This is a genomic window from Streptomyces sp. NPDC001568, from assembly GCF_042893755.1.
Lineage (GTDB): Bacteria > Actinomycetota > Actinomycetes > Streptomycetales > Streptomycetaceae > Streptomyces.
This window is the reverse complement of record NZ_JBIAVF010000006.1, coordinates 226,826-249,997: the sequence shown is the minus strand read 5'-3', so window position 1 is coordinate 249,997 and position 23,172 is coordinate 226,826. Positions and strand designations below refer to the sequence as shown.

The following is a 23,172-nucleotide window of genomic DNA, read 5'->3' as shown; positions in this document are numbered from 1 at the left end:
GCCGCACCTGCTGCGCGCACATCGGTCGACGGCAAACCCCAGCACAGCAGAGGACACTGCAGACTGCACGGAGGGGAAGCCATGACAGCGACGACCGACGGCGGCGGTGCGATGGCCGGCGGCGCTGATCCGCGAAACGACGGAGCCGAGGCCCCGGCGGACGCCGTGCGCGGCGCGGCCGGGCCGGCCGGGCCCGGCGCACCGCCCGGCCACCACACGCCCGAACTCCTGCGCGGGGTCCGGGACGCCACCGACCGGGCCACCCGCAACCTGCTGGAACGCCAGGACCCGGCGGGATGGTGGAAGGGCGACCTGGAGACCAACGTCACCATGGACGCCGAGGACCTGCTGCTGCGGCAGTTCCTCGGCATCCGGGACGAGGCCACGACGCGGGCGGCCGCCCTCTTCATCCGCGGCGAGCAGCGGGACGACGGCACCTGGGCCACCTTCCACGGCGGGCCCCCCGAACTCTCCGCCACCATCGAGGCGTACGTCGCCCTGCGCCTCGCCGGTGACGCGCCCGACGCCCCCCACATGTCGCGCGCCTCGGCCTGGATCCGCGCCCACGGCGGGATCGCCGCCGCCCGGGTCTTCACCCGGATCTGGCTGGCGCTCTTCGGCTGGTGGCAGTGGGAGAACCTGCCCGAACTCCCGCCCGAACTTTTGTTCCTGCCCTCCTGGGTGCCGCTCAACATCTACGACTTCGGCTGCTGGGCCCGCCAGACCATCGTCCCGCTCACCGTGGTCTCGGCGCTGCGTCCCGTCCGCCCGGCCCCCTTCGTCCTGGACGAACTCCACGCCGACGCCCGCAACCCCTGTCCCGCCGCCCCCACGGCCCCGCTGACCAGCTGGGACGGGGTCTTCCAGCGGATGGACAGGGCCCTGCACGTCTATCGCCGGTTCGCCCCGAAGGCCGTACGCAGGGCCGCGATGGCCAGCGCCGGCCGGTGGATCGTCGAACGGCAGGAGAACGACGGCTGCTGGGGCGGGATCCAGCCGCCCGCCGTGTACTCCGTCATCGCCCTGCACCTGCTCGGCTACGACCTCGGCCACCCGGTCATGCGGGCCGGTCTGGAGTCGCTCGACCGGTTCGCCGTGTGGCGCGAGGACGGCGCCCGGATGATCGAGGCCTGCCAGTCGCCGGTCTGGGACACCTGTCTGGCCGCGATCGCCCTCGCCGACGCGGGCGTGCGCCCCGACCACCCGGCGCTCGTCAAGGCCGCGGACTGGATGGTCGGCGAGGAGATCCGGCGCCCCGGCGACTGGGCCGTCCGCAGACCCGGACTGGCGCCCGGCGGTTGGGCGTTCGAGTTCCACAACGACAACTACCCCGACATCGACGACACCGCCGAGGTGGTGCTGGCGCTGCGCCGCATCGACCACCCCGACCCGATGAAGGTCGAGGCCGCCATCGCCCGCGGGGTGTCCTGGAACCTCGGCATGCAGTCGAGGAACGGGGCCTGGGGCGCCTTCGACGCCGACAACACCCGCACCCTCCCCAACCGGCTGCCGTTCTGCGACTTCGGCGAGGTCATCGATCCGCCGTCCGCCGACGTCACCGCCCACGTCGTGGAGATGCTGGCCGTCGAAGGCCGGGCCGCCGACCCGCGGACCCGACGCGGCATCGCCTGGTTGCTCGCCGAACAGGAGGCGGACGGCGGCTGGTTCGGCCGCTGGGGCACCAACTACGTGTACGGCACCGGATCGGTCCTGCCGGCCCTCACCGCCGCCGGCATCGCCACGTCCCACCCCGCCGTCCGGCGGGCCGTGCGCTGGCTGGAGTCCGTACAGAACGAGGACGGCGGCTGGGGCGAGGACCAGCGCTCCTACCAGGACCGCTCCTGGGCCGGGAAGGGGGCGTCCACCCCCTCGCAGACCGCCTGGGCGCTGATGGCCCTGCTGTCGGCCGGGGAACGCGACGGCAAGGCCGTCGAACGGGGCCTCGCCCACCTGGTCGGGACCCAGCGTCCCGACGGCACCTGGGACGAGCCGTACTTCACCGGCACCGGCTTCCCCTGGGACTTCTCGATCAACTACCACCTGTACCGGCAGGTGTTCCCGCTGACAGCCCTGGGCCGCTACCTGCACGGGGAACCCTTCGGTCCCGACGGACGCCGCCCCACCGCCGCCCCGGCCCTCTCCGAGGAGTGCTGATGGCCGGCCCCGGGGCACAGCCCCCGCCCGCACCGCTGCTGATCGCCTGCGCGCTGCGCATCGAGCGGGTGGCGCTGCGCAGCGCGGGACGTCCGGCGGGCGACACCGCCGCGGTGCTGCGCACGGGCATGGGGCCGCGCGCCGCCGAACGGGCCGTCGCCCGCGCGCTGGAGCGGCCGGGGATGGCGGGGGCGGCCGTCCTCGCCACCGGATTCTGCGCCGGACTGGTCCCCGGCATGCACCCCGGCGACCTGGTCGTCGCCGACGAGACCCGGGACCCGCGCGGGACCGTCGCGTGCACCGGCACCCGACTGCTCGCCGAGGCCCTGGCCCGGGCCCTCCCGGACCGGACCGTGCACACCGGCGCGCTGTCCGGATCCGACCACGTCGTCCGCGGCCAGGAGCGGGCCCGGCTGGGCGCCACCGGGTCCGTGGCGGTCGACATGGAGTCGGCGGCCACCTTGTGGACCGCCACCCGGGCCGTCCGTACCCCGACGGGGGAGGGACGCCCCGTTGCGGCCGTCCGGGTGATCGTGGACGCTCCTGAGCACGAGCTCGTCCGCATCGGCACCGTCCGCGGTGGAATATCGGCGTTCCGTGTACTGCGTGCCCTACTGCCCGCGTTCCATGAATGGCACCGTTCTTCGCTGCTCCCCAGGAGGTGAGCCAGATGGCCATGCCACTGCGCCAGTCCATCAGGGTCGGGACCTATCTTCTCGAACAGAAGCTCCGCAAGCGGGAGAAGTTCCCGCTGATCGTGGAACTGGAGCCGCTCTACGCCTGCAACCTGGCCTGCGAGGGGTGCGGAAAGATCCAGCACCCGGCCGGGGTCCTCAAGCAGCGCATGCCGGTGGCCCAGGCCGTCGGCGCCGTGCTGGAATCCGGCGCGCCGATGGTGTCCATCGCGGGCGGTGAGCCCCTGATGCACCCCCAGATCGACGAGATCGTCCGGCAACTGGTGGCCAAGCGGAAGTACGTCTTCCTCTGCACCAACGCGATGCTGCTCCGCAAGAAGATCGAGAAATTCACCCCGTCCCCCTATTTCGCCTTCGCCGTCCACATCGACGGGCTGCGCGAACGGCACGACGAATCGGTCGCCAAGGAAGGCGTCTTCGACGAGGCCGTCGCGGCCATCAAGGAGGCGAAGCGGCGCGGTTTCCGGGTGACGACGAACTCCACCTTCTTCAACACCGACACCCCGCAGACCATCATCGAGGTGCTCAACTACCTCAATGACGACCTCCAGGTCGACGAGATGATGATCTCGCCCGCCTACGCCTACGAAAAGGCCCCTGACCAGGAACACTTCCTGGGCGTCGAACAGACCCGCGAGCTCTTCAAGAAGGCCTTCGCGGGCGGGAACCGGCGCCGCTGGCGGCTCAACCACTCCCCGCTCTTCCTCGATTTCCTGGAAGGGAAAGCGGATTTCCCCTGCACCGCCTGGGCCATTCCCAATTACTCCCTCTTCGGCTGGCAGCGCCCCTGCTACCTGATGAGCGACGGCTACGTGCCCACGTACCGCGAGCTCATCGAGGACACCGACTGGAGCAAGTACGGCCGCGGCAAGGACCCGCGCTGCGCGAACTGCATGGCGCACTGCGGCTACGAGCCCACCGCCGTCCTCGCCACCATGGGCTCCCTCAAGGAATCCCTGCGAGCGGCCCGGGAGACCATCGGCAGCAACCGGGCCGGCTCGTCATGACCGTCGGCCAGGGGGGCGGCAAGGGCTTCGACCTCGCCGCCCTGCTCGCCGAGCGCGGGGACGAGCGCTACGAGCTCCACTCCCGCCACCTCAACCACCAACTGCCCCGCATGCTGCACACCATCGGCTTCGACAAGGTCTACGTACGGGCCGAGGGCGCCCACTTCTGGGACGCCGAGGGCAACGACCACCTCGACATGCTGGCCGGCTTCGGAGTCATGGGCCTCGGCCGCCACCACCCCGTCGTCCGCAAGGCGCTGCACGACGTCCTGGACGCCCAGCTCGCCGACCTGACCCGCTTCGACTGCCAGCCGTTGCCGGGACTGCTCGCCGAGAAGCTGCTCTCGTACAGCCCCCACCTGGACCGGGTCTTCTTCGGCAACAGCGGCACCGAGGCGGTGGAGACGGCCCTGAAGTTCGCCCGGTACGCCACCGGCCGGCCCAGGATCCTCTACTGCGACCACGCCTTCCACGGGCTCACCACCGGCTCGCTGTCGGTCAACGGCGAAGCCGCCTTCCGGGACGGCTTCGCGCCGCTGCTCCCCGACACGGCGATCGCCCTCGGAGACCTGGACGCCCTGGAACGCGAACTGCGCCGGGGCGACGTGGCCGCCCTGATCGTGGAGCCGATCCAGGGCAAGGGGGTGCTCGCCGCGCCTCCCGGATTCCTGCGCGCGGCGCAGGAGCTCCTCCACCGGCACAAGGCCCTGCTGATCGCCGACGAGGTGCAGACGGGCCTCGGACGCACCGGTGATTTCTACGCGTACCAGCATGAACCCGGCGTCGAGCCGGACCTGGTGTGCGTGGCCAAGGCCCTGTCGGGCGGCTACGTACCGGTCGGCGCGACCCTGGGCAAGGACTGGATCTTCCAGCGCGTGTACTCCTCCATGGACCGCGTGCTCGTCCACTCGGCGAGCTTCGGCTCCAACGCGCAGGCGATGGCCGCCGGCCTGGCGGTGCTGAGCGTCATGGAGGACGAGGAGGTGACGGCGAACGCCCGCGCCATGGGCGACCTGCTGCGGGGCAGGCTCGCCGCCCTCGTGGACGAGTACGAGCTGCTGCACGAGGTGCGGGGGCGCGGGCTGATGATCGGCATCGAGTTCGGCCGGCCGTCCTCGCTGGGCCTGCGCAGCCGTTGGGCGATGCTCCAGGCCGCCCGCAAGGGGCTGTTCGCCCAGATGGTCGTGGTGCCGCTGCTGCGCAAGCACCGGATCCTCACCCAGGTGTCCGGGGACCACCTGGAGGTCATCAAGCTCATCCCGCCGCTGATCGTGGACGAACGCGACGTGGACCGGTTCGTCGGCGCCTTCCGGGAGGTCATGGACGAGGCGCACGGCGGGGGATCGCTGATGTGGGACTTCGGTCGGACGCTGGTGAAGCAGGCCGTCGGCAACCGCTGACGGCCTGCCGGCCGGGGAAGCGCCCCTACGGTTCCAGCAGTCCGTCCCGTAGCCGGACCAGGGTCTCGGGCGCCAGCCCGAGACCCTCGGCGAGGTACCGGTCCACCCCGCCCCACTCCTCGTCGATGGTCTCGTACGCCGCCTCCAGATACGCGGCGCGCGCGTCGAAGAGCGGCGCCAGCAGTTCCGCCACCTCGGCCGGGCGGGGCGGGGCGGCATCCGCGCCGCGCCGCATCCGGTAGCGGCGGTGCGGGGCGTTCGACTCCAGGTAGTCCGCCGCGATCGCCTCCCGCTCGACGCCGAGCGCCAGCAGCGTGACGGCGATCGACAGACCGGCCCGGTCCTTGCCCGCGGCGCAGTGCATCAGCGCCGGCACGCTGTCCTCGGCCAGCGCGTGCACGACCCGACTGTGTTCGGCGGTCCGGGTGCGGATCATCGTGCGGTACGAGGTGGTCATGCGCTCGACCGCCCGACCCTCCCCGAGGACGGTGCGCAACTGGGCGAGGTCGCCGTCGCGCACGATCTTCCAGAACTCCTTCCCGGCGGCCGGGTCGGACAGCGGGATGTTCACGTAGCGCACGCCCGGCAGCTCCACGTCCGGCCCTTCCAGGGCGTGGTCGGCGCGGTTGCGGAAGTCGAAGACCGTGTGCAGACCGAGCGACGCGAGGAACTGTGTTCCCGTTTCGGTGGCATGCGCCAGATGTCCGCTTCTGAACAGTCGTCCCGACCTGACCCTCCGTCCGTCGACGGTCGGCAGGCCGCCCACGTCACGGAAATTGCGGACTCCCGTCAGCTCCGGTTCAGGTTCGGGCCGCGCCGGGAGGGGTGGTGGTATCCGATGGGTCACGAGGGGTCCTCCGCATCGTCCTGAGGTGTCCGAATTACGCCGGTTGGGAGCAACTTGCCATATGTGGAGGCGAGATCGCGCCAGGCTCCGTGAGCCAGATCATACGGTGACCGTGTGTGCCCGATCGCGAAATCCGAATTCCCACGCCAGGGCGGTTGTTGCTGGTGCGGAATGGACGCAGGGTGACCGGAATTCCGTCGCTCCCCCATACCTGTGATTGCGTCAGGGAATGTGCGGCTTGTTGCCCGTGGACCCGCTCGATTACCTTCACGACCGATCCGGGTGGACAGCCTAATCCTGCCGCCGCCCGGGAACCGCACCCGACTATCGACGCGCGCGGCAGGAGCGGGGGAACCAGGTAAGCCGCCGGACCGGAGCATCCTCCGGGCCGGCTAGGGGTGAAGCCGTACGCGTCCTCGACGTGCGCGGCCGGACATCTCCAGTCCGAACCCGACAGCTCACCTCGCAGGCGACGGAGAGGAATTCGCCATGCCCGGTAAGGGTAAGCATCGCCGACCGAAGTCCCGTTCCATATCCCGCGGTCTGACCGTGGCCGGCACCGGCGGCGCCGCCCTCGCGCTGCCGCTGATCGGGGCCACCGGCGCCCACGCCGCCGCCCCCGCGGCGACCCCGGCCACGGCACCCGCGCAGGCGCCGCAGGCCCCGGCGGCCCTTCAGGCCGCTGCCGCCGCCACGCCCACCGCTACGCCGACCGCCGCTCCCGCCGCGGTCTACACGGTCGTCGCCGGCGACTACCTCTCGAAGATCGCCGCCGAGCGCCGGCTCACGGGCGGCTGGGAGCAGCTCTACGCCGACAACCGCGACGCCGTCGGCAGCGACCCCTCCCTCATCCACCCGGGCCTCAAGCTGACCCTCGGCGCTCCGGGCTCGGCCGCGGCCGCACCGGCCCCCGCCGCTCCGGCCCCGACCAAGAAGCAGTCGGCGCCCGCGACCCCGGACTCCGCCTCCGAGTCGGGCTCCGGCGCCCGCTCCGACCGCTCCGAGCGCTCCTCCAGCCGCCCTGAGGCGTCCGACGAGCGGACCTCCGCCCCGAAGGCGGCGCCCAGGAAGGCCGCGCCCGCGCAGAAGCCCGCCGGCTCGGGTCAGGCGGCGCCCTCGACTCCGTCGACCTCCGGCGGATTCGTGGCCCCGGTCGCCGGTGGCGTCTCCACCGCGTACCGCATGGGCGGCAGCATGTGGTCCTCCGGTTACCACACCGGCGTCGACTTCATGGCGAGCACCGGAACCACCGTCAAGGCCGTCGGCGCGGGCACCGTGGTCTCCGCCGGATGGGGCGGCTCGTACGGCAACGAGGTCGTCATCAAGCACGCGGACGGCAAGTACTCCCAGTACGCGCACCTCTCCTCGCTGTCCGTCTCGGCCGGCCAGAGCGTCACCGGCGGCCAGCGCATCGGCCTCTCCGGCGCCACCGGCAACGTGACCGGCCCGCACCTCCACTTCGAGATCCGCACGGGCCCGTCCTACGGCTCGGACATCGACCCGCTGGGCTACCTCCGCTCCAAGGGCGTCAGCGTCTGACGGCACCGGCCGTCGGACACGGACACGCGTGAGGCCGGGACCCGAGGGGGGTCCCGGCCTCACGTGTACTTATTCCTTATCCCCCGCGTGGTACAGATCACGGTCCGTCAACCCCTCATTACGTTGGCGTAGGTTGGTTGCGACGGTGAAGGATGTGTTCCCGTGGCAGCGACGACGACGACACTCAAGACCATCGGCTCGTACGCGGCGATCGGGGACAGCTTCACCGAAGGCGTGGGAGACCCGGGACCCGGGGATTCCTATCTCGGCTGGGCGGACCGCCTCGCCGTGCTTCTCGCCGATCAGCGCGACGAACACGACTTTCGGTACGCGAATCTGGCCGTGCGGGGGAAGCTCCTCGACCAGATCGTGGCCGACCAGGTCCCGAGGGCCCGGGCCCTCGCACCGGACCTGGTGACCTTCTGCGCGGGCGGGAACGACATCATCCGCCCCGGCAGCGACCCGGACGACGTGGCGGAGCGGTTCGAGGCGGCCGTGGCCGACCTCACCGAAGCCGTCGGCCTCGTCATGATCACCACCGGCTTCGACACGCGGGGCGTACCGGTCCTGAGGCACCTCCGGGGCAAGGTCGCCACGTACAGCGCGCACGTCCGCTCCATCGCCGACCGGTACGACTGCCCGGTGCTCGACCTGTGGTCGCTGCGCTCCGTGCAGGACCGGCGGGCCTGGGACGGCGACCGGCTGCACCTCTCGCCCGAGGGCCACACCCGCGTCGCGCTGCGCGCCGCGCAGGTCCTGGGCTACGGGATCCCGGCCGACCCCGACCAGCCGTGGCCGCCCACGCCGCCGCGCGGGTCGGTGGACGTGACCCGCGACAACATCCAGTGGGCGCGCGAACACCTCGTGCCGTGGATCGGACGCAGGCTGCGGGGCGAGTCCTCCGGCGACCACGTCGCGGCGAAGCGCCCCGACCTGCTGCCGCTCTAGGGCGCCCGGGGAGCCGGACACGCCCGATTCCGTCCGGCGGGTTCCCGCCGGGCGGAATCCTCACGGGCCGGTACGCGTTGGGATGGTCGTGCATGTACTACCGTGCCACCTCGAACCGCACCCTCTTGAGGAGGCGCCTTGACCGGCTCCCTTCCCCTGCGTCCCAGGCTGCGCGCCCTGCGCGCCGAAGCCTTCGGGGCGGACTCCTCCGGCGCCCGGCTGGAGCGGATCCAACGCTCGCCGAACTTCGCCGACGGCGCCTTCCAGAACCCGGTGAAGGGCAGGACCAGGCCCTCCGGGTCGATGGCCGAGTTCGCCCGGGTCTACTTCCACAAGGAACAGCGCGTCCGGCGCAGTCCCGCCGCGCCGATCCCCGTCTACCCGACCACCCTGGCCGAACTGGCGAAACCGCCGGTCAGCGGCCTGCGCGTGACGTGGATGGGCCATTCCAGCGTGCTCGTGGAGATCGACGGCCGCCGGGTCCTCTTCGACCCCGTGTGGGGACAGCGCTGCTCTCCCTATTCCTTCGCCGGGCCCAAGCGCCTGCACCCGGTCCCGGTGCCGCTGGCCTCCCTGGGCGAGGTCGACGTCGTGGTGATCTCCCACGACCACTACGACCACCTCGACCTGCCCACGATCAAGGCGCTGGCCGGCACGGACACCGTCTTCGCCGTCCCGCTGGGCGTCGGCGCGCACCTGGAACGCTGGGGCGTACCGGCCGGGCGGCTGCGCGAGCTGGACTGGAACGAGGCCACCGAGGTCGCCGGGCTCACCCTCACCGCCACCCCGGCACAGCACTTCTGCGGGCGCGGCCTGCGCAACCAGCAGACCACCCTGTGGGCCTCCTGGGTCGTCGCGGGCGAGCAGCACCGGGTGTTCCACAGCGGTGATACGGGCTACTTCCCCGGGTTCAAGGACATCGGCGCCGCGCACGGCCCCTTCGACGCCACGATGATCCAGATCGGCGCCTACTCGGAGTACTGGCCGACGAACCACGAGGACCGGACCCCGGACCCCGGGCCGTGGCCCGACATCCACATGACCCCGGACGAGGGCATCCGCGCGCAGCTCGACCTCCAGGGCGGCGCCGCGCACGGCGTCCTGCTGCCCATCCACTGGGGCACCTTCAACCTCGCCCCGCACCCGTGGTCCGACCCGGCCGAGCGCACCATGATCGCCGCCCGGAACGTGGGGCAGGCCGTGGCCATGCCCAAGCCGGGCGAGCCCTTCGAGCCCGCCGGCAAGGTCCCCGTCGACCCGTGGTGGCGGCCCATCGCGGCCCCCGGATTCGCCTGGGAGCGGTGGGTCAACTACCGCGAGGAGCCGGGCAGGCCCGGCGGGCGCAGGACGGTCGAACCCGACGCCGGGCTCGACCTGGTCGGGGAGGCCTGACCGGCCCGGTCGGGCGCAGACCCGAGGGACCGCCTGCGTGCGGTCCCCGGGGGCTACCGGCCGGGTGCGGGGGCGCGGGGCGGCCCCGCGCCGGCGGCCCCGTACGCCCGTGGCCGCCGCGGAGGGAGTGCGGAGGAGGGCGGTGGGTAGGCGCCCCTCACATCCGTCCCCGAGGGACGCCCTCGCGTCCGTCCGCAGGAGGTGCGCATGAACCGGGCCGCCCTGTTCGATGTCGACGGGACCCTCGTCGACACCAACCACCTGCACGTCGTCTGCTGGTGGGAGGCCCTGCGGCAGGCGGGGCACGACGTGGCGACGCACGACATCCACCGGGCCGTCGGCCTGCCGGGCGAGGACCTGCTCGCGCGCCTGTTGGGCGAGGGCCGCGACCCGGCGCGGGACGAAGTGCTCAGCGCTGCCCACGCGACCCTCTACGCCACGTACTTCGATCGGCTGCCCGCCCTGGACTCGGCGGCGGAACTACTGCGCGAACTGGACCGCCGGGGCCGCCGGGTCGTGCTCGTGACCTCCGCGAAGGACCACGAACTGGAGGCGCTCAGGCAGGCCCTGGACGCCGATGACGCCATCACCGCGACGGCGAGCTCCGACGACGTGAGCGAGGGCAAGCCCGCACCCGAGCCGGTCCGACACGCCCTCTCCCTCGCCGGGGCGCCCGCCCGGGGCTCCGTGTTCGTCGGGGACACCGTCTGGGACATGCTGGCCGGCACGCGGGCCGGCGTCACGTGCGTGGGCCTGCTGTGCGGTGGCATCCCGCGCGCCGACCTGGAGGAGGCGGGCGCCCGCGCCGTCTACCGCGACCCCGCCGATCTGCTGGCACACCTCGACACCAGCCCCTTCGCCGACACGCCCTGAGGCGCAACCACCGGGGCCGGGCACGCCCCCCCCGGGGCACACGCGTGCGCGCCACCGGCGCATTCGGGCTGTCGTGCGAGCGCTCCATCGGGAGCGGGAAGCACCCCCGCCAAGTTCCCCAACTCGGCGTCCCGGGTGGGAGCGTGCGGTCTAGCGTGGGTATCCGGTGATCAACACCGGGCCCCGGGAACCGACTGGGGGCCGGGCCCCACGTACCGAGGACGCCGATGTTCGGACTCCGCGCCGCCCGCCAATCCCCGTCGAGACACGCCGCCGCCGGTCCCCGCCGGCAGACCCGCCCCCAGCTGATCCGCGCCGCCGTGCTGCCCACCCTCGCCGCCGCGCTCAGCGGCGCCGCGGCGGTGCTCTTCACCCTCCAGCTCGGCGGTGGCGCCGGTGACCGGGACCCCCGGCTGTGGCCGGTGCTCGCGGGCTGCGCCCTGCTCGTCGTCGGGGCGCTGGCCGCCGCGCTGCTCGGAGCCCAACGCGCCGCGAAGGCCGTACGGGACCGCTGCGAGGCATTGCGGCGTTCCAGCGTGCGCGGCCGTCAGGAGCTGCGTACGGACGCCGAGCGCCTGGAACGGGGAGAGACACCGCCCCGCCCGGTGCGCGGCGGCCCGAGCGGACCACCCGCGGCTCCGGATCCGGCCGGCGTCGACGAGTTCTGGCTGCTGGCCCAGGAACTGCGCGGGGCCCGGGAACAGGCCCGCACCACCCTCGTACGGCTCGCCACCCCGGCCGCGCCGACCGACAGCGACCGCAAGGTCGAGGTCTTCGTCAACCTCGCGCGCCGGCTCCAGTCGTTGGTGCACCGCGAGATCTCCCTGCTCGACGGCCTGGAGGACACCGTCGAGGACCCGGACCTGCTGCGGGAGCTCTTCCACGTCGACCACCTGGCCACCCGGATCCGCCGGCACGCCGAGAACCTCGCCGTACTCGGCGGGGCCGCCTCGAGGCGCCAGTGGACCCGACCGATCGAGCTGAGCGAGGTGCTGCGCTCCTCCGTCGCGGAGGTCGAGCAGTACACCCGGGTCAAGGTGGTGCCCCCGGCGGGCGGCACCGTCCGCGGCCACGCCGTCGCCGACGTGGTCCACCTGCTGGCCGAACTCGTCGAGAACGCCACGGTGTTCTCCGCCCCCGACACCGACGTGGTCGTCCGGGCCGAGCGGGTCACCTCCGGGATCGCGGTCGAGGTCGAGGACCGCGGACTGGGCATGCCCCCCGAGGAACAGCACCGGATGAACGCCCTGCTGGGCGACCCCGACCAGGTCAGCGTCAGGCACCTGCTGGCGGACGGACGGATCGGCCTGTTCGTGGTCTCGGCGCTGGCCCGGCGGCACGGGATCGCCGTGGAGCTCAAGTCCAACATCTACGGCGGAGTGCTCGCCGTGCTGGTACTGCCCCAGGGGCTGCTGGGGGCGCAGGCCCCGAACGCCGCCGACCTCGCGGCCGGCTCGCGGGCCACCTCGTGGGGCACCGGCGCGGGCGGCGCCCCGCCGCTGGAGCCCGTACGGGTCACCGTGCCGGACCCCTGGCAGCCGGAACGCCCGTCGGACGACGCGGAGCGGACCTGGACGCCCGCGCAGCGGGTGCCGGGGGAGTGGCCGGTCCGGGCGGAGCGGCCGGAACCCGAGCAGGAGCCGGGGTACGAACAGGATCCCCGGAACCCCGCCGACCGGGCCGGAGCGCACGCGGGGACCTTCCCGGGCGCCGGTCCCGACGCCGCGGCGCCCGTACCGGAGCCCCTCGTACCCGCCGCCCGCGAGGAGACGGACCGGCCGTCCCTGCCCCGCCGCCGCGCGCAGCAGCACCTGGTGCCCCAGCTGCGCGAAGCCCCCGACCCCCGGCCGGCCGCGCGGCCCGAGCAACCCCTGCACGATCCGGGCCTGATGGCCGCCTTCCAACGGGGCTTCGGCCTCGCCCGGTCGGAGCCCGCGGAGCGGCAGGCATGAGCCCCTCCCCGTCCCGGACCCCCCACCACAGCGAGGAGCGCACCCCCATGGGCGGCGAAGCGGCGACGACGAGCAGCGGCCTTTCGGACCTCGGCTGGCTGCTCGGCGGCCTGGTGCAACGGGTCCCGTACACGCGCAGCGCGGTACTGCTCACCGCGGACGGGCTCGCCGGCTGCGCGCACGGCCTCGACGCCGACAGCGCCGACCACATGGCCGCGCTGGCCTCCGGCCTGTACTCGCTGGGCCGCAGCGCCGGATCCCGGTTCGCGGACGGTGCGGAGGTCCGGCAGGTGGTGGTCGAACTGGACACGGCCCTGATCTTCGTCTCGGCGGCCGGATCCGGCACCTGCCTGGCCGTCCTCGCGGACCGCGAAGCCGACGCGGGCGTCCTCGGCTACGAGATGGCGATGCTGGTCAAGAGCGTACGGCCGTACCTGGCCGCCCCGCCGCGCCGGCCCGTCGCCGAGCCGGAGCGATGAGGGCCGCGGCACAGGGGTCGTACGCGGCCGGAACGCCGTGGGACACCCCCTGGCTGGACGACTCCGCGGGCCGGGTGACGCGGCCGTACACCGCGAGCGGGGGCCGCACCCGGCCGGCCGTACCGCTCGACCTGCTGTCCCTGGTCACCGCGACCGGTGTACGGCCCGGGGCCCCGCTCGGGCCGGAACACGCCCTCGCCCTGCGGATCTGCGCGGGCGCGGCGGCGGTGACGGTGGCCGAGGTGGCCGGGCAACTGCGGCTGCCGGCCGTGGTGGTGAAGGTACTGCTGTCCGACCTGGTGGAACACGGGGCCGTCAGCACGCGGGCGCCCCGCTTCCCGGGAGTCGACCCCGCATGGGCGGCCGACGAACAGACCCTGCTGAGGGCGGTGCTCGATGGTTTGCGCCGGCGGCTCTGACCGCCGCGACGGGGCCCGTCCGGCGACCTTGAAGATCCTGGTCGCGGGCGGGTTCGGGGCGGGCAAGACCACGTTCGTGGGCGCGGTCAGCGAGATCGAGCCGCTCCGCACGGAGGAACTGCTGAGCGGGCTCGGCGGGGCGGCCGAGCAGCCCGCGGGCGCGGCGGGAGCCGCCGCGAAGGAGTCGACGACGGTCGCCCTCGACTTCGGACGGATCACCCTGGACGACGGCCACGTCCTGTACCTCTTCGGCACGCCCGGACAGCAGCGCTTCTGGTTCCTGTGGGAGGAACTGTGCGCGGGAGCCCTCGGGGCGGTGGTGATCGCCGACACCCGCCGCCTCGCGGACTGCTTCCCCGCCGTGGACTTCTTCGAGAAGCGCGGACTCCGCTTCGTCGTCGCGGTCAACGCGTTCGACGGTGCGCACGCGTACCCGGTGGCGGAGGTCCGCGAGGCGGTGGGGCTCGCGCCGCAGGTGCCGGTCGTCCGGTGCGACGCGCGGCTGACCGGCTCGGCGACCGCGGTACTGGCCGCTCTCGTCCACCACCTGCTGACCACGGCGAGGACGGGCGGCCAGGAGCACGCGCCGGCCTCGTCCGCCATGTAACCGGACCCGGGGGAACCACCATGACGTACTACGAATCGACCGGCCACCTGCTGCTCACCCCGGTGGACCGGGAGGCACCCGCGCGTGCCGTCCGGCTCCGTGAGCTGGGTCTGGGAGAGCGGGCCGACACGGAACTCGACGCCTTCGCCCGACACGTCGCGCGGACCCTGGAGGCCCCCCACGCCGGGGTCAACTTCGTCGGGGAGGAACGGCAGTTCTTCGCCGGACTCCACCACGACCCGCACGCCGCCGCCGGCTACCCGGCGCGGGTGCTCGCCCGGGACCACGGCTACTGCCCGCACGTGGTGGTGCGGCGCCGGGCGCTGGTCCTGGAGGACGTACGGGACTTCGCGCGCTTCGCGGGCAACGCCGTCGTCGACGGGAGCGGGGTGCGGTCCTACCTCGGCGCACCCCTCACGGACCGGCAGGGCATCGTGCTCGGCACGGTCTGCGCGGTGGACCAGGTGCCGCGCCGGTGGGGCACCCAGGGCCTGGCCACGGTGAAGGCCCTGGCCGCGGAACTGTTGGACGTGCTGCACGCCAGGGAGGACCGCCGGGCCTGACGCGCGCCGACACGGATGGTCGGTGCCGGCGTCTACCGTCGAAAGGGCGGACCGCCGGGCACGCGGACCGCCGGGCGCACGGACCACCGCGGGCCCGCGAGGCTTCGAGGGACGAACCGGGTACACCCGAGGGAAGGGGCGCCGCCATGGCCACGACCGCGCAGGACGTCAGGACGATCGCGTTGTCGCTGCCCGACAGCAGCGAGAAGCTCGCCTGGGGCATGCCGACCTTCCGGGTGGGCGGGAAGATCTTCGTCTCCCTCGCGGACGACGACACCTCGATCGGCGTGAAGTGCCCCAAGGAGGACCGGGCCGAGCTCATCGCCGCGGAGCCGGAGAAGTTCTTCCTGCGCGAGGGCCACGACGACAACTACGCCTGGCTGAGGGTCCGGCTCGCCGCGGTGGCGGACGCCGGGGAACTGCGCGGGATCCTGGTCGATTCCTGGCGGCAGGCGGCCCCGAAGAGACTCGCCGCCGCCCATCCGGAACTGGGCGGCGGCTGACGGCGGCGGCTGACGGCGGCGGCTGACCGGGCGTCGACCCGGGACGCTCAGCGCAGGAATCCGGTGATCCGCTGCCGCAGCGAGCCGGCGTCCAGTCCGTGCGCGGCGACGTGCTCGTCCATCGTCCCGTACCGGCGGAGCTCGGCGCGCCCGACCCCGAGGGGGAGGATCCGGTGCGGGACGTCGACGAGGGCGGCTCCGGCCGCCGTCGCCGAGGTGCCCGCCAGGTACGGCTCGACGAGGACCACGTCCGACCCCGCGCGCCCGACGGCGGCGCGCAGGGTCGCATCGTCGAAGGGCCGGACCGTGGTCGCGTACAGCACGGTGACGTCCAGCCCCTCGGTCGCGGCGAGGACGTTGTCCAGGAGCGGGCCGACGGCGACGACGACTCCGGCCCGGCCCTCGCGTACGGTCCGCAGGCCCGGGCCGGCCGGCGGGCGCGGGGCCGTGTTCGACTGCTGGGACAGCCGGACGTACACCTTGTCGTCCCCGGCGGCGCTCGCGTGCCGCAGCAGCGCCTCGGCCTCGTCCGGATGTCCGGGCACGTGCACGGTCCAGCCGTCGAGGGTGTCCAGCAGGGCCACGTCCCCCGGCGCCATGTGGGTGAACCCGCCGGCCGGCCAGTCGTAGCTGCCGGAGGAACTGACCAGTACGCCGCCCGTGCCCTGGTGCCCGAAGTCCAGCTTGACCTGCTCGAAGGGCCGCTCCACGAGGAAACTGGCGAAGGTGTGCACGACGGGCCGCAGCCCCGTGAGGGCCAGCCCACCGCCCACCCCGATCAACAGCTGCTCCCGGATGCCGACGTTGATCACCCGGTCGGGGTGTCGCCGTTGCGCCGGACGGAACCCGTCCATGGTGATCTCGGCGAGTACGAGCGCGAGCCGGGGGTCCTCCTCCAGCAGCTGCGACGTGACCGAGATGAACCGTTCCCGCATGGTGTCCATGACGTGCCCCCTCAGAACTTCTTCTCGACGCGGGCGACGACGGCGTGCGGCCGGCCCGGATGCGGTGCGGTGAAGGCGGCGTGCAGCGCCTCGTGGTCCCGCCCGTCGACGGTCACCGCCGACCAGCCCGCCGCCTCGAAGCGGGAGGCGATCCCGCCGCGCCAGCCGTGGGTCGCCGAGTCGTTGTCGATCACCACCGTGTGCAGCCGCTCCAGCCCGGCCGAGCCGGCGTACGCGATGGCCTCGTGGTTGCTGCCCTCGTCGAGTTCGGCGTCCCCGATCAGCACCCACACGGCCGGGTCGTCCAGCCCCTGTGCCCGGAGCCCGAGCGCGCTCCCGACGGCCAGCGGCAGGCCGTGGCCCAGCGAGCCGCTGCCGATCTCCACACCGGGGATCAGGGTCCGGTCCGGATGGTGCCCCAGCGGCGACTCGTAGGACCCGAAACCGCTCAGCCAGTCGACGGGGAAGAACCCCTTGGCGGCGAGTACGGCGTAGTAGGCCATCGGCCCGTGTCCCTTGGAGAGCAGGAACCGGTCGCGCCCCGGGTCCTCGGCCCGGGCGGGTCCGACGCGCAGGACCCGGTCGTGGAGCACCCACAACACGTCGAGCGTGGAGGTGGCGGCGGGGCCGTGCTTCTCGGCCCCCGTCATGAGCGCGATGAGCGCGCCCAGGTCTTCGTGGCGGAACCCCGTGTCCGCAGTTGCCTGTGTCATACAGGAACCGTCCTACCTCAACCATGGTTGAGGTCAAGGGTGCCCGGCCCGATCCGCCGGATCCGGCTCCGTCGCACAAGGTGCGCGCGAACACCCCGAGAAGTGCGGTATTGTTCTCCTGCCAGTTCAACCAGGGGAAACCCCCAGGTCAACGGGCATCGGGACGTGGCGCAGCTTGGTAGCGCACTTGACTGGGGGTCAAGGGGTCGCAGGTTCAAATCCTGTCGTCCCGACAGTGATGTCGGAGATTTCCGAAGCTCAGGGCCATCTGATGATGGCCCTGACGCATTTCCGGGCCCGGTGGGTCGAGTGGTGCGCGTGGGGGAGCGGTTCGATCCCAAGTCGTCCTCGGTGGCGGTTCAGTGGTTCGGTGGTCCTGTGGATCGCGTCGGGCGCACGGGTGGCCTCAGGCTAAACTTTCGCCACATGACCAGCACGGACGCAGCCGCCAGATTCCTTGAGAATCCGTACATTCTGGACCTTTTCGCCGGTCCGGGTGGCCTCGACGTAGCCGCGCACATGCTGGACGTGCCCTCGCTCGGGATCGAGTGGGACAAGGACGCCTGTGAGACGCGGTACCGCGCCGGGCTCCGGACCTGGCACGCGGACGTCAGCGCGGTGCGTCGGGAGAGGTTCGAGGACCTCCCCGCAGAGCTGAACGTGCTGGCCGGCGGGCCGCCGTGCCAGACCTACTCGGTGGCCGGCAGCGGCGCGGGGCGCAAGGCGCTGGACGAGGTCAAGCAGGTCATCCACGCCCTGGTGAGCGGCGTTTGCGAGGAGGAGATCGACGGCCGGCTGCACGAGCTGGGCGACGACCCCAGGACCGCGCTGGTCCTGGAGCCCCTCCGGTACGCGATCGCGGCCCTCGGTTCCCCGAACCGGGAGGGGCGACCGTTCGACGTGATCGTCCTGGAGCAGGTGCCGGCGGTCAAGGCCCTGTGGCAGGTCTACCGGGAAGCCCTGGAAGCGGGCCTGCCCCACCCGGACGGGACGAAGGTCCTCTACAAGGTGGCCGAGGTCGAGACCCTGCGCACCGAGGCGTACGGGGTCCCCCAGACCCGCCGCCGCACCATCCTGATCGCCCGGCTCGACCGGCACGGGACCCCTCCGCTGCCCCGGGCCACCCATCACACCTACAACCCGCAGAAGCCGCGGCGCGGTGGCCCCGAGGACGGGACGGCGGTGGCGACCGCGGGAGCCGAGGGTCCGCTGCGGCCCTGGGTTCCGATGGGTGAGGTCCTCAAGGCGGGGAAGGGTCGCACCGCGGGCCGCAGGCCGCCCTTCGAGATCGTGTCGAACTACGGCAGTGGCGGTGACCCGAAGAAGCGCGGCATCCGCACGGACCGGCAGCCGTCGTTCACCGTGACGGGGAAGGTCTCCCGCAACGCCGTGCGCCACCCGAACGGCACCCCGCACTCGCCCGACCGGCTGCGCATCGCCGAGGCCGGCGTCCTCCAGACCTTCCCGCCCAACTACCCCTGGTCGGGCGGCGACAAATCGCAGCAGGTCGGCAACGCCGTGCCGCCCCTCTTCGGCATGCACGTGCTCGCGGCCGCCCTGGCCCTGCCGCTCCCGCCGGAGGAGAGGCTGCGGGAGGACTGGCCCGAGGCGGCCGACGAGGATCGTGCGACCCTCCGCAAGGAGGGCTGCGGGGCTCCGGACGGCTGCGGTCCCAACTGCCCGACCCCGTAGGTCAGTCCTCCTGGTCGACCGCCTCCGCCGGAGCGTCCGCGAAGAGGTCGCAGAAGTAGTCGACCAGGGTGCTGACGGAGAGTTCGGGCGCCGGCTCCTCGGCGGGGCCGGCCGGGAGCTCGTTGCGTGACACCTGGCGGGCGTCCTGCGCCTCCTCGATCCAGTCGAGCAGCGGACGGGCCTCCCGCTCGGCGTCGGGGGCGATCACCTCGTACATCAGGGTCGCGGCGGAGGCGTTGACGGCTCCGGCCAGGGCGTTGACCTCGCGACCCGTGGTGATCACGCCCTTCGCGACCAGGCGGACGATCGCCTGTGCGGTGGGCCGGTGGTTGACCACGGCCATCCGCAGGGCGGTGTTGAAGATGTCCTGGTTCCCGCAGGCCGTCACCACGGGCGCGTAGTCCCCGCCGTCGCGGAAGAGCTCGGCCGCCCACCAGAGGCGGGCGAAGGCCTGCTTGTGGTACTGGCCGCGGAAGCGCTCCGTCGCCACCTTGGCGACCTTGCCGTCCTTGGGTTCCGCCAGGTGCCGCCAGACCACGTAGTCGGGGGCGACCCCGAGGGCGAGGTAGTTCCAGAAGCCGGGATCGGCCGCCTCCCGGCGGGTGATCCGCAGGGCGGCGTGCAGGCGGGGCGCGAGCCAGGCGTCGGCCTGGGTGGCCTTGAGCCCCCGGCCCCGGCAGTAGGCCATGGCGTCCTCGGCCAGGTCCCGGACGGGGAGCAGCTCGCCGCGCCGGTCGGCGTGCGGCAGCGGCTCGGTGACCTGGTTGAGCTTGATGCTCGGGACGTCCTCGCGGCCGGTGAGCAGGCCTTCGGTGAGGAACTCGGCGGCCTCGGCGTTGGGGAGCAGCGCGAGTCGCTCCGGGAAGAAGCTGGGCCGGTCGGTCATGCGTCGTCCCCCTGAGTGAGTCGTTCCAGGTCGCGGATGGTGGTGGAGAGCGTCCGGGGGAGGCCCGCGCGGCGCGAGGCGGCGAACTGGATCCGGGCCTGGAGTTCGCCCCAACTCGTCGCGGAGGCGCCCGTGCGGGCCGCGTGGACCTCGCGCAGGGCGTGCTCCGGGGAACGGTCGGCGTACACGTCGGGCAGCATGTCCCGGAGGACCTCGCCCTGCCAGCCGTGCGGGAGGAGCGGGGTCCCGTCCTCCTCGACCTCCAGGTCGCCGACCGCGGAGTGGAAGACGGCGGTCCACACGTCGGAGCACATCTGGGCGAGGAGGAGTTCCCGGACGGTCTTCTCCGCCCCGTTGCCGCCGTCCGCGCCGATCAGGTCGCCGAGACCGTCGAAGTCGGTGTTGACGCGCACGACGGGGATCCGGCCGGTCGTGTCGATGAGCCAGGGGGAGTCCTTGTACCGCTGGAGCCGGCCGGTTCCCGAGGCGAACCCGACCATCCTGACGTCCAGTTCGCGGGCCAGGGACGGCGCCGCCTCGATGACGTCGACGAACCATTCCGTCTCGGAGGTGGCGATGACCCGGCCGCGGACACCGTCCACGGTGGCGACGACGTGGACGTCGAGGGAGGCGCGGTCGAGCAGGTCGCAGCGGTGCAGGTACAGCTCGGCGCCGTGCTCGCGGCCGTCGTCGGAGACCGGGGAGAACTCCACGGCCGTACGGGTGTTGGTGGCGCGCTCGGTGAGTACGGCGACGACCTTGACGTCCTGCCACGGCCCGACCGGGTCCACGGCCTTGGCGGGGAGGGCGACGGAGAGGCGGAGCCTGGCCCGGGTCCACTCGGGGCGGTCCTCGTCGGGCCCCAGGGCCACGACGCGTTCGACGGTGGAGACGTACTTGCTCTCGACCTCCTCCCAGGGTTCGCCCTCGGCCTTGATCGCGGCGCTGTCGACGCGCCAGGACACGTTGCCGGTGAGCCGCCGGTAGGGGTAGACCTTCACGCCTGCTCCCCCTTTCCGGTGCGCAGTTCGACGATGAGTCCGGTGAGTTGGGCCCGGACGGGGTGGCGGGACGCGTCGGTCACGCCCCGGAAGACCGCCTTGCGGCTGCCGGGGGTCAGGTGCAGGGACCCGTCGACCACCTCGCAACCGCTGACGGCGACGAGGTCCTTCCAGGGCGCGCCGGGACGCGGTCCGGAACGGACGTCGAACTTGGCGACCGGAGTGACGGGACGGTCCGTGTCGACGGCTGCCGACACCCGCAGGTCGACGGTGACCGACCAGGCTCCGCTCTCGTCGATCAGCGCGTCCACGTGGTCGAGTTCGGGCAGCACGGCGGCCCCGGTGGGGCGGGCCTTCTTCGCGCCGCCGCCCACCTTGAGCCGGCCGGCGATCTTGGCCTCGCCGCCGCTGCGGCGCTTGGCCCGGGGTACGGCGACCAGCTCGCGCACCGAATGGTTGGCCGCCGCGGTCAGGGCGGTGATGCGGCGGTGGGCGGAGGGCGAGTAGGCGAGCCGGAGCTCCTCGGTCTGCCCCCACTTGTTGTGCTCGGGCGGTTCGGAGGCGCGGAGGAACTCCTCGGCGTGCTCGGCTCCGGGGGAATCCTGTCCCGCCGCGCGGCCGGTGAGGAGCACGGCCTGGAAGGCGTTGGTGCCGATCGGGATGTTGGTGACGGCGCTGTCCTTGACGGTCATGCGGTTGCCCCGCATGGAGACCAGCCGGTTGGGGCGGCCGTCGGCGTCCTCGGCGTGGGTGACCAGCAGCACCGCCTCGTGGGGCACGCCGCCGCGGACCTGGCCGCCGTGCAGGGGCACGTTCAACCGCACGGTGGCGCGGGCGACCTGACCGGGGGCGGTGAGGCGGTCGACGGTGGTGCCCTCCAGGAAGGCGCGCAGCGCGCGGGTGCGGGAGGGCTGGGTGACGACCGGGTCCACGCGCTCCTCGGCGATGACGACCTCGCCGTTGCGACAGCTGCGGACGGACGCCTCCAGGTGCGGCTTGTGGTCGCCGCTGCCGGTCATGGCGGCCCAGAAGTTGCGGCCGAGGGCCTCGACGAGGCGGGCGTGCATGCGGTGCAGGGAGTCGTCGTCCTCGGTGCTCTCCTCGTCGTCGGAGGCGCCGGTGACGGGTGCCAGGCTGGCGACGTCGTGGGCGCCGACGATGAGGAAGGACGTGCCGGGGGCGGCGCTCTCCCGGGTGAGGTGGAGCTTCTCGACGGTCTCCTCGTCGGCCCACCACGAGCGCGCCACGTCGGCGGCCCTGGCGTCCGGGTCCGGACGGCCGAACCAGGCCGGGCCCGCGAACTCCTCGCCCCCGACCTCGCGCCAGGGGAGGTCGAGCCGGCCGATCACGCGGCGCTCGGTGCGACCCTCGTGCGGTTCGCAGAGGGTGGAGTTGATCAGTACGAGGCCGAGGCGACTGGTGGCCCAGAGGGTCGCCTTGCCCAGGCCGTACGACCCACCCGCTCCGGTGTCCTTCTTGTGGCTGTCGAGCTGTCGGCGCACGACGGCGGCGAAGAGGCCGTTGTCGTAGTCGCCGCCGGTCAGTCCGGTGGCGTTGTAGTCGTCGACGCGCAGCAGCAGCAGGCGGTCGTGCTGGTACATGTCGCGCAGTCCCGCCGAGACCGTGCGGGAGACCTTGCCCTGCTTGACGCGGTCGCCGGTCAGCGCCTCGTAGTGGGGATGCAGCCGTTCCCAGTCGATGGCCTCGCGGAACCGGGCGAGGGCCTCGCCGGTCAGTTCGTGCAGGGTGTAGCGGACGCGGACGGGCTCGGAGGGGTCGAGGCGCGCGTCGAGGCTGTTCTGGGTGGCCTCGCGGGCCAGGACCGATACGTCGGCCTCGAAGGCGAAGGCCGCGGCGTTGCCGTACTCGCGGCCACCGTCGCGGTGACCGGGCCGGTGGTACCAGGAGACGGGCAACCCGGCCTGGGCATCGGTGCTGCGGGTGTGGATGGTCTCCAGGTCGGTCCGCAGGATCTCGGCGATGCGACGGATGGCGTCGTCCCGCGGGACGGAACGGCCGACGATCCAGGCGGAGACGGCGGCCCGGGTCATGCCGAGCTCATCGGCCAGTTCGGTCTGGCTCTTCCTGGCGTTCTTGAGCTGGCGTGCCAGCCAGGGACCGAACTCCTCAGCCGCCCTCACGTGCCACCTGCTTCCGCTTGATCCACTGGGGTGAGAACCACCGTACCGCAAGGCTGTTGACGTCGAGATGGCTTGTCAATTTCTCATTGACAAGGCGGGCGGTCGGCAGGGGCGGGCCATCGGGTCGGTAGGAAAACAAGGGTGGAGCGCTGTCCTGTTGGTGAGGGAACGAGGCGAAAGCTCGCGGCTTCGCGGGTGGTGTCGCCGGGTGAACAACCCCTTGCTCAACGTCATCGGCCCGTGATTGAGTTGATCTCGGTCACCCCGCGAACACCGGGATCAACCACCGCCCTCCCGGGCACGGTTGTGCCCTCCGTCCCACCCGCCCGTGGCCCGCACCCCGGCGGCGCCGGATCGGAACCGGACCGGCCGCCAGCGCGTCGCCCCCCATGGGCCTGCGGCGCACTTCGGCCGTTG

21 protein-coding genes, 1 tRNA gene and 1 riboswitch are annotated in these 23,172 nt (G+C 72.9%); of the genes, 16 read left to right on the top strand and 6 right to left on the bottom strand.

The features are described from left to right. Positions 1–81: 81 nt before the first annotated feature. Genes shc through ACFY0I_RS13510 form a run of 4 tightly spaced genes read left to right on the top strand, consistent with a single transcriptional unit; the run spans position 82 to position 5,256 of the window. Positions 82–2,154: a squalene--hopene cyclase gene (gene shc / locus ACFY0I_RS13525; RefSeq protein ID WP_388893999.1), complete on the top strand. Its 2,073-nt coding sequence runs from the start codon at positions 82–84 to the stop codon at positions 2,152–2,154. Next, positions 2,154–2,819: a 1-hydroxy-2-methyl-2-butenyl 4-diphosphate reductase gene (locus ACFY0I_RS13520; RefSeq protein WP_388893996.1), complete on the top strand. Its 666-nt coding sequence runs from the start codon at positions 2,154–2,156 to the stop codon at positions 2,817–2,819. Before shc ends, ACFY0I_RS13520 begins: the two co-directional genes overlap by 1 nt. A 5-nt stretch (positions 2,820–2,824) precedes the next feature. After that, entirely contained in the window at positions 2,825–3,856 is a 1,032-nt protein-coding gene (gene hpnH, locus ACFY0I_RS13515) for an adenosyl-hopene transferase HpnH (protein WP_388893993.1), read from the top strand. After that, a complete protein-coding gene (locus ACFY0I_RS13510) occupies positions 3,853–5,256 on the top strand; it encodes an aspartate aminotransferase family protein (protein ID WP_388893990.1) in 1,404 nt (467 codons plus the stop codon). Before hpnH ends, ACFY0I_RS13510 begins: the two co-directional genes overlap by 4 nt. Before the next feature lie 25 nt (positions 5,257–5,281). Here ACFY0I_RS13510 and ACFY0I_RS13505 read toward each other — a convergent pair whose 3' ends face one another. Then, a complete protein-coding gene (locus tag ACFY0I_RS13505; protein ID WP_388894423.1) occupies positions 5,282–6,091 on the bottom strand; it encodes a tyrosine-protein phosphatase in 810 nt (269 codons plus the stop codon). Between the two features lie 330 nt (positions 6,092–6,421). Beyond that, positions 6,422–6,588, top strand: a riboswitch (cyclic di-AMP (ydaO/yuaA leader). Positions 6,589–6,592: 4 nt separating this feature from the next. On the opposite strand from ACFY0I_RS13505, the gene ACFY0I_RS13500 reads away from it, so the two are divergent. The 10 genes from ACFY0I_RS13500 to ACFY0I_RS13455 all read left to right on the top strand — a co-directional run bounded on the left by ACFY0I_RS13500 (position 6,593) and on the right by ACFY0I_RS13455 (position 15,378). After that, positions 6,593–7,642, top strand: a complete 1,050-nt coding sequence (locus ACFY0I_RS13500) for a LysM peptidoglycan-binding domain-containing M23 family metallopeptidase (protein ID WP_388893987.1) — start codon at positions 6,593–6,595, stop codon at positions 7,640–7,642. Positions 7,643–7,804: 162 nt separating this feature from the next. Further along, on the top strand, positions 7,805–8,590 hold the full coding sequence (locus ACFY0I_RS13495; RefSeq protein WP_388893985.1) for an SGNH/GDSL hydrolase family protein: 786 nt from the start codon (positions 7,805–7,807) through the stop codon (positions 8,588–8,590). A gap of 138 nt (positions 8,591–8,728) precedes the next feature. Continuing rightward, positions 8,729–9,982 carry an MBL fold metallo-hydrolase gene (locus ACFY0I_RS13490; protein WP_388893983.1) on the top strand — a complete coding sequence of 418 codons (1,254 nt, stop codon included), beginning with the start codon at positions 8,729–8,731 and terminating at the stop codon, positions 9,980–9,982. A gap of 207 nt (positions 9,983–10,189) precedes the next feature. Then, on the top strand, positions 10,190–10,855 hold the full coding sequence (locus ACFY0I_RS13485; RefSeq protein ID WP_388893981.1) for an HAD family hydrolase: 666 nt from the start codon (positions 10,190–10,192) through the stop codon (positions 10,853–10,855). 227 nt (positions 10,856–11,082) lie between these two features. Then, entirely contained in the window at positions 11,083–12,807 is a 1,725-nt protein-coding gene (locus ACFY0I_RS13480) for an ATP-binding protein (RefSeq protein ID WP_388893979.1), read from the top strand. 47 nt (positions 12,808–12,854) lie between these two features. Beyond that, positions 12,855–13,286, top strand: coding sequence for a roadblock/LC7 domain-containing protein (locus tag ACFY0I_RS13475; RefSeq protein WP_388894420.1), 432 nt, complete (start codon positions 12,855–12,857; stop codon positions 13,284–13,286). Continuing rightward, entirely contained in the window at positions 13,283–13,705 is a 423-nt protein-coding gene (locus tag ACFY0I_RS13470; RefSeq protein WP_388893977.1) for a DUF742 domain-containing protein, read from the top strand. Before ACFY0I_RS13475 ends, ACFY0I_RS13470 begins: the two co-directional genes overlap by 4 nt. Then, positions 13,683–14,312, top strand: coding sequence for an ATP/GTP-binding protein (locus tag ACFY0I_RS13465; RefSeq protein ID WP_388893975.1), 630 nt, complete (start codon positions 13,683–13,685; stop codon positions 14,310–14,312). The genes ACFY0I_RS13470 and ACFY0I_RS13465 overlap by 23 nt, the downstream gene beginning before the upstream one ends. 20 nt (positions 14,313–14,332) lie before the next feature. Next, positions 14,333–14,875, top strand: coding sequence for a GAF domain-containing protein (locus ACFY0I_RS13460; RefSeq protein ID WP_388893974.1), 543 nt, complete (start codon positions 14,333–14,335; stop codon positions 14,873–14,875). Positions 14,876–15,021: 146 nt separating this feature from the next. Beyond that, the gene (locus ACFY0I_RS13455) at positions 15,022–15,378 is read left to right on the top strand and encodes an MmcQ/YjbR family DNA-binding protein (RefSeq protein WP_388893972.1); all 357 of its coding nucleotides are present in this window, start codon (positions 15,022–15,024) and stop codon (positions 15,376–15,378) included. Positions 15,379–15,425: 47 nt separating this feature from the next. Here ACFY0I_RS13455 and ACFY0I_RS13450 read toward each other — a convergent pair whose 3' ends face one another. Continuing rightward, positions 15,426–16,322: a transketolase family protein gene (locus ACFY0I_RS13450; protein ID WP_388893970.1), complete on the bottom strand. Its 897-nt coding sequence runs from the start codon at positions 16,320–16,322 to the stop codon at positions 15,426–15,428. Between the two features lie 11 nt (positions 16,323–16,333). Next, the gene (locus tag ACFY0I_RS13445; protein ID WP_388893968.1) at positions 16,334–17,035 is read right to left on the bottom strand and encodes a transketolase; all 702 of its coding nucleotides are present in this window, start codon (positions 17,033–17,035) and stop codon (positions 16,334–16,336) included. Positions 17,036–17,194: 159 nt separating this feature from the next. On the opposite strand from ACFY0I_RS13445, the gene ACFY0I_RS13440 reads away from it, so the two are divergent. Together ACFY0I_RS13440 and ACFY0I_RS13435 are read left to right on the top strand one after the other, a co-directional pair. Continuing rightward, a tRNA-Pro gene (locus tag ACFY0I_RS13440) sits at positions 17,195–17,268 on the top strand. A gap of 193 nt (positions 17,269–17,461) precedes the next feature. Next, positions 17,462–18,727 (top strand): DNA cytosine methyltransferase, encoded by a 1,266-nt coding sequence (locus ACFY0I_RS13435; RefSeq protein ID WP_388893966.1) that lies wholly within the window; start codon positions 17,462–17,464, stop codon positions 18,725–18,727. Position 18,728: 1 nt separating this feature from the next. On the opposite strand, the gene ACFY0I_RS13430 is transcribed toward ACFY0I_RS13435, so the two are convergent. From ACFY0I_RS13430 to ACFY0I_RS13420, 3 genes are read right to left on the bottom strand one after another with little or no spacing between them, the layout of a single operon-like run. Beyond that, complete coding sequence (locus tag ACFY0I_RS13430; protein WP_388893964.1) at positions 18,729–19,613, bottom strand: DUF6339 family protein; 885 nt, start codon at positions 19,611–19,613, stop codon at positions 18,729–18,731. After that, the gene (locus tag ACFY0I_RS13425; RefSeq protein WP_388893963.1) at positions 19,610–20,614 is read right to left on the bottom strand and encodes a hypothetical protein; all 1,005 of its coding nucleotides are present in this window, start codon (positions 20,612–20,614) and stop codon (positions 19,610–19,612) included. The genes ACFY0I_RS13430 and ACFY0I_RS13425 overlap by 4 nt, the downstream gene beginning before the upstream one ends. Then, complete coding sequence (locus ACFY0I_RS13420) at positions 20,611–22,755, bottom strand: helix-turn-helix domain-containing protein (RefSeq protein WP_388893961.1); 2,145 nt, start codon at positions 22,753–22,755, stop codon at positions 20,611–20,613. Before ACFY0I_RS13420 ends, ACFY0I_RS13425 begins: the two co-directional genes overlap by 4 nt. Between the last annotated feature and the right edge of the window lie 417 nt (positions 22,756–23,172).

Bases quoted from the DNA above. Each gene is read 5' to 3' on its own strand.
- shc (WP_388893999.1), top strand. From the start codon at position 82: ATGACAGCGACGACCGACGGCGGCGGTGCGATGGCCGGCGGCGCTGAT.
- ACFY0I_RS13520 (WP_388893996.1), top strand. From the start codon at position 2,154: ATGGCCGGCCCCGGGGCACAGCCCCCGCCCGCACCGCTGCTGATCGCC.
- hpnH (WP_388893993.1), top strand. From the start codon at position 2,825: ATGGCCATGCCACTGCGCCAGTCCATCAGGGTCGGGACCTATCTTCTC.
- ACFY0I_RS13510 (WP_388893990.1), top strand. From the start codon at position 3,853: ATGACCGTCGGCCAGGGGGGCGGCAAGGGCTTCGACCTCGCCGCCCTG.
- ACFY0I_RS13500 (WP_388893987.1), top strand. From the start codon at position 6,593: ATGCCCGGTAAGGGTAAGCATCGCCGACCGAAGTCCCGTTCCATATCC.
- ACFY0I_RS13485 (WP_388893981.1), top strand. From the start codon at position 10,190: ATGAACCGGGCCGCCCTGTTCGATGTCGACGGGACCCTCGTCGACACC.
- ACFY0I_RS13480 (WP_388893979.1), top strand. From the start codon at position 11,083: ATGTTCGGACTCCGCGCCGCCCGCCAATCCCCGTCGAGACACGCCGCC.
- ACFY0I_RS13475 (WP_388894420.1), top strand. From the start codon at position 12,855: ATGGGCGGCGAAGCGGCGACGACGAGCAGCGGCCTTTCGGACCTCGGC.
- ACFY0I_RS13470 (WP_388893977.1), top strand. From the start codon at position 13,283: ATGAGGGCCGCGGCACAGGGGTCGTACGCGGCCGGAACGCCGTGGGAC.
- ACFY0I_RS13465 (WP_388893975.1), top strand. From the start codon at position 13,683: ATGGTTTGCGCCGGCGGCTCTGACCGCCGCGACGGGGCCCGTCCGGCG.
- ACFY0I_RS13460 (WP_388893974.1), top strand. From the start codon at position 14,333: ATGACGTACTACGAATCGACCGGCCACCTGCTGCTCACCCCGGTGGAC.
- ACFY0I_RS13455 (WP_388893972.1), top strand. From the start codon at position 15,022: ATGGCCACGACCGCGCAGGACGTCAGGACGATCGCGTTGTCGCTGCCC.
- ACFY0I_RS13450 (WP_388893970.1), bottom strand. From the start codon at position 16,322: ATGGACACCATGCGGGAACGGTTCATCTCGGTCACGTCGCAGCTGCTG.
- ACFY0I_RS13445 (WP_388893968.1), bottom strand. From the start codon at position 17,035: ATGACACAGGCAACTGCGGACACGGGGTTCCGCCACGAAGACCTGGGC.
- ACFY0I_RS13435 (WP_388893966.1), top strand. From the start codon at position 17,462: ATGACCAGCACGGACGCAGCCGCCAGATTCCTTGAGAATCCGTACATT.
- ACFY0I_RS13430 (WP_388893964.1), bottom strand. From the start codon at position 19,613: ATGACCGACCGGCCCAGCTTCTTCCCGGAGCGACTCGCGCTGCTCCCC.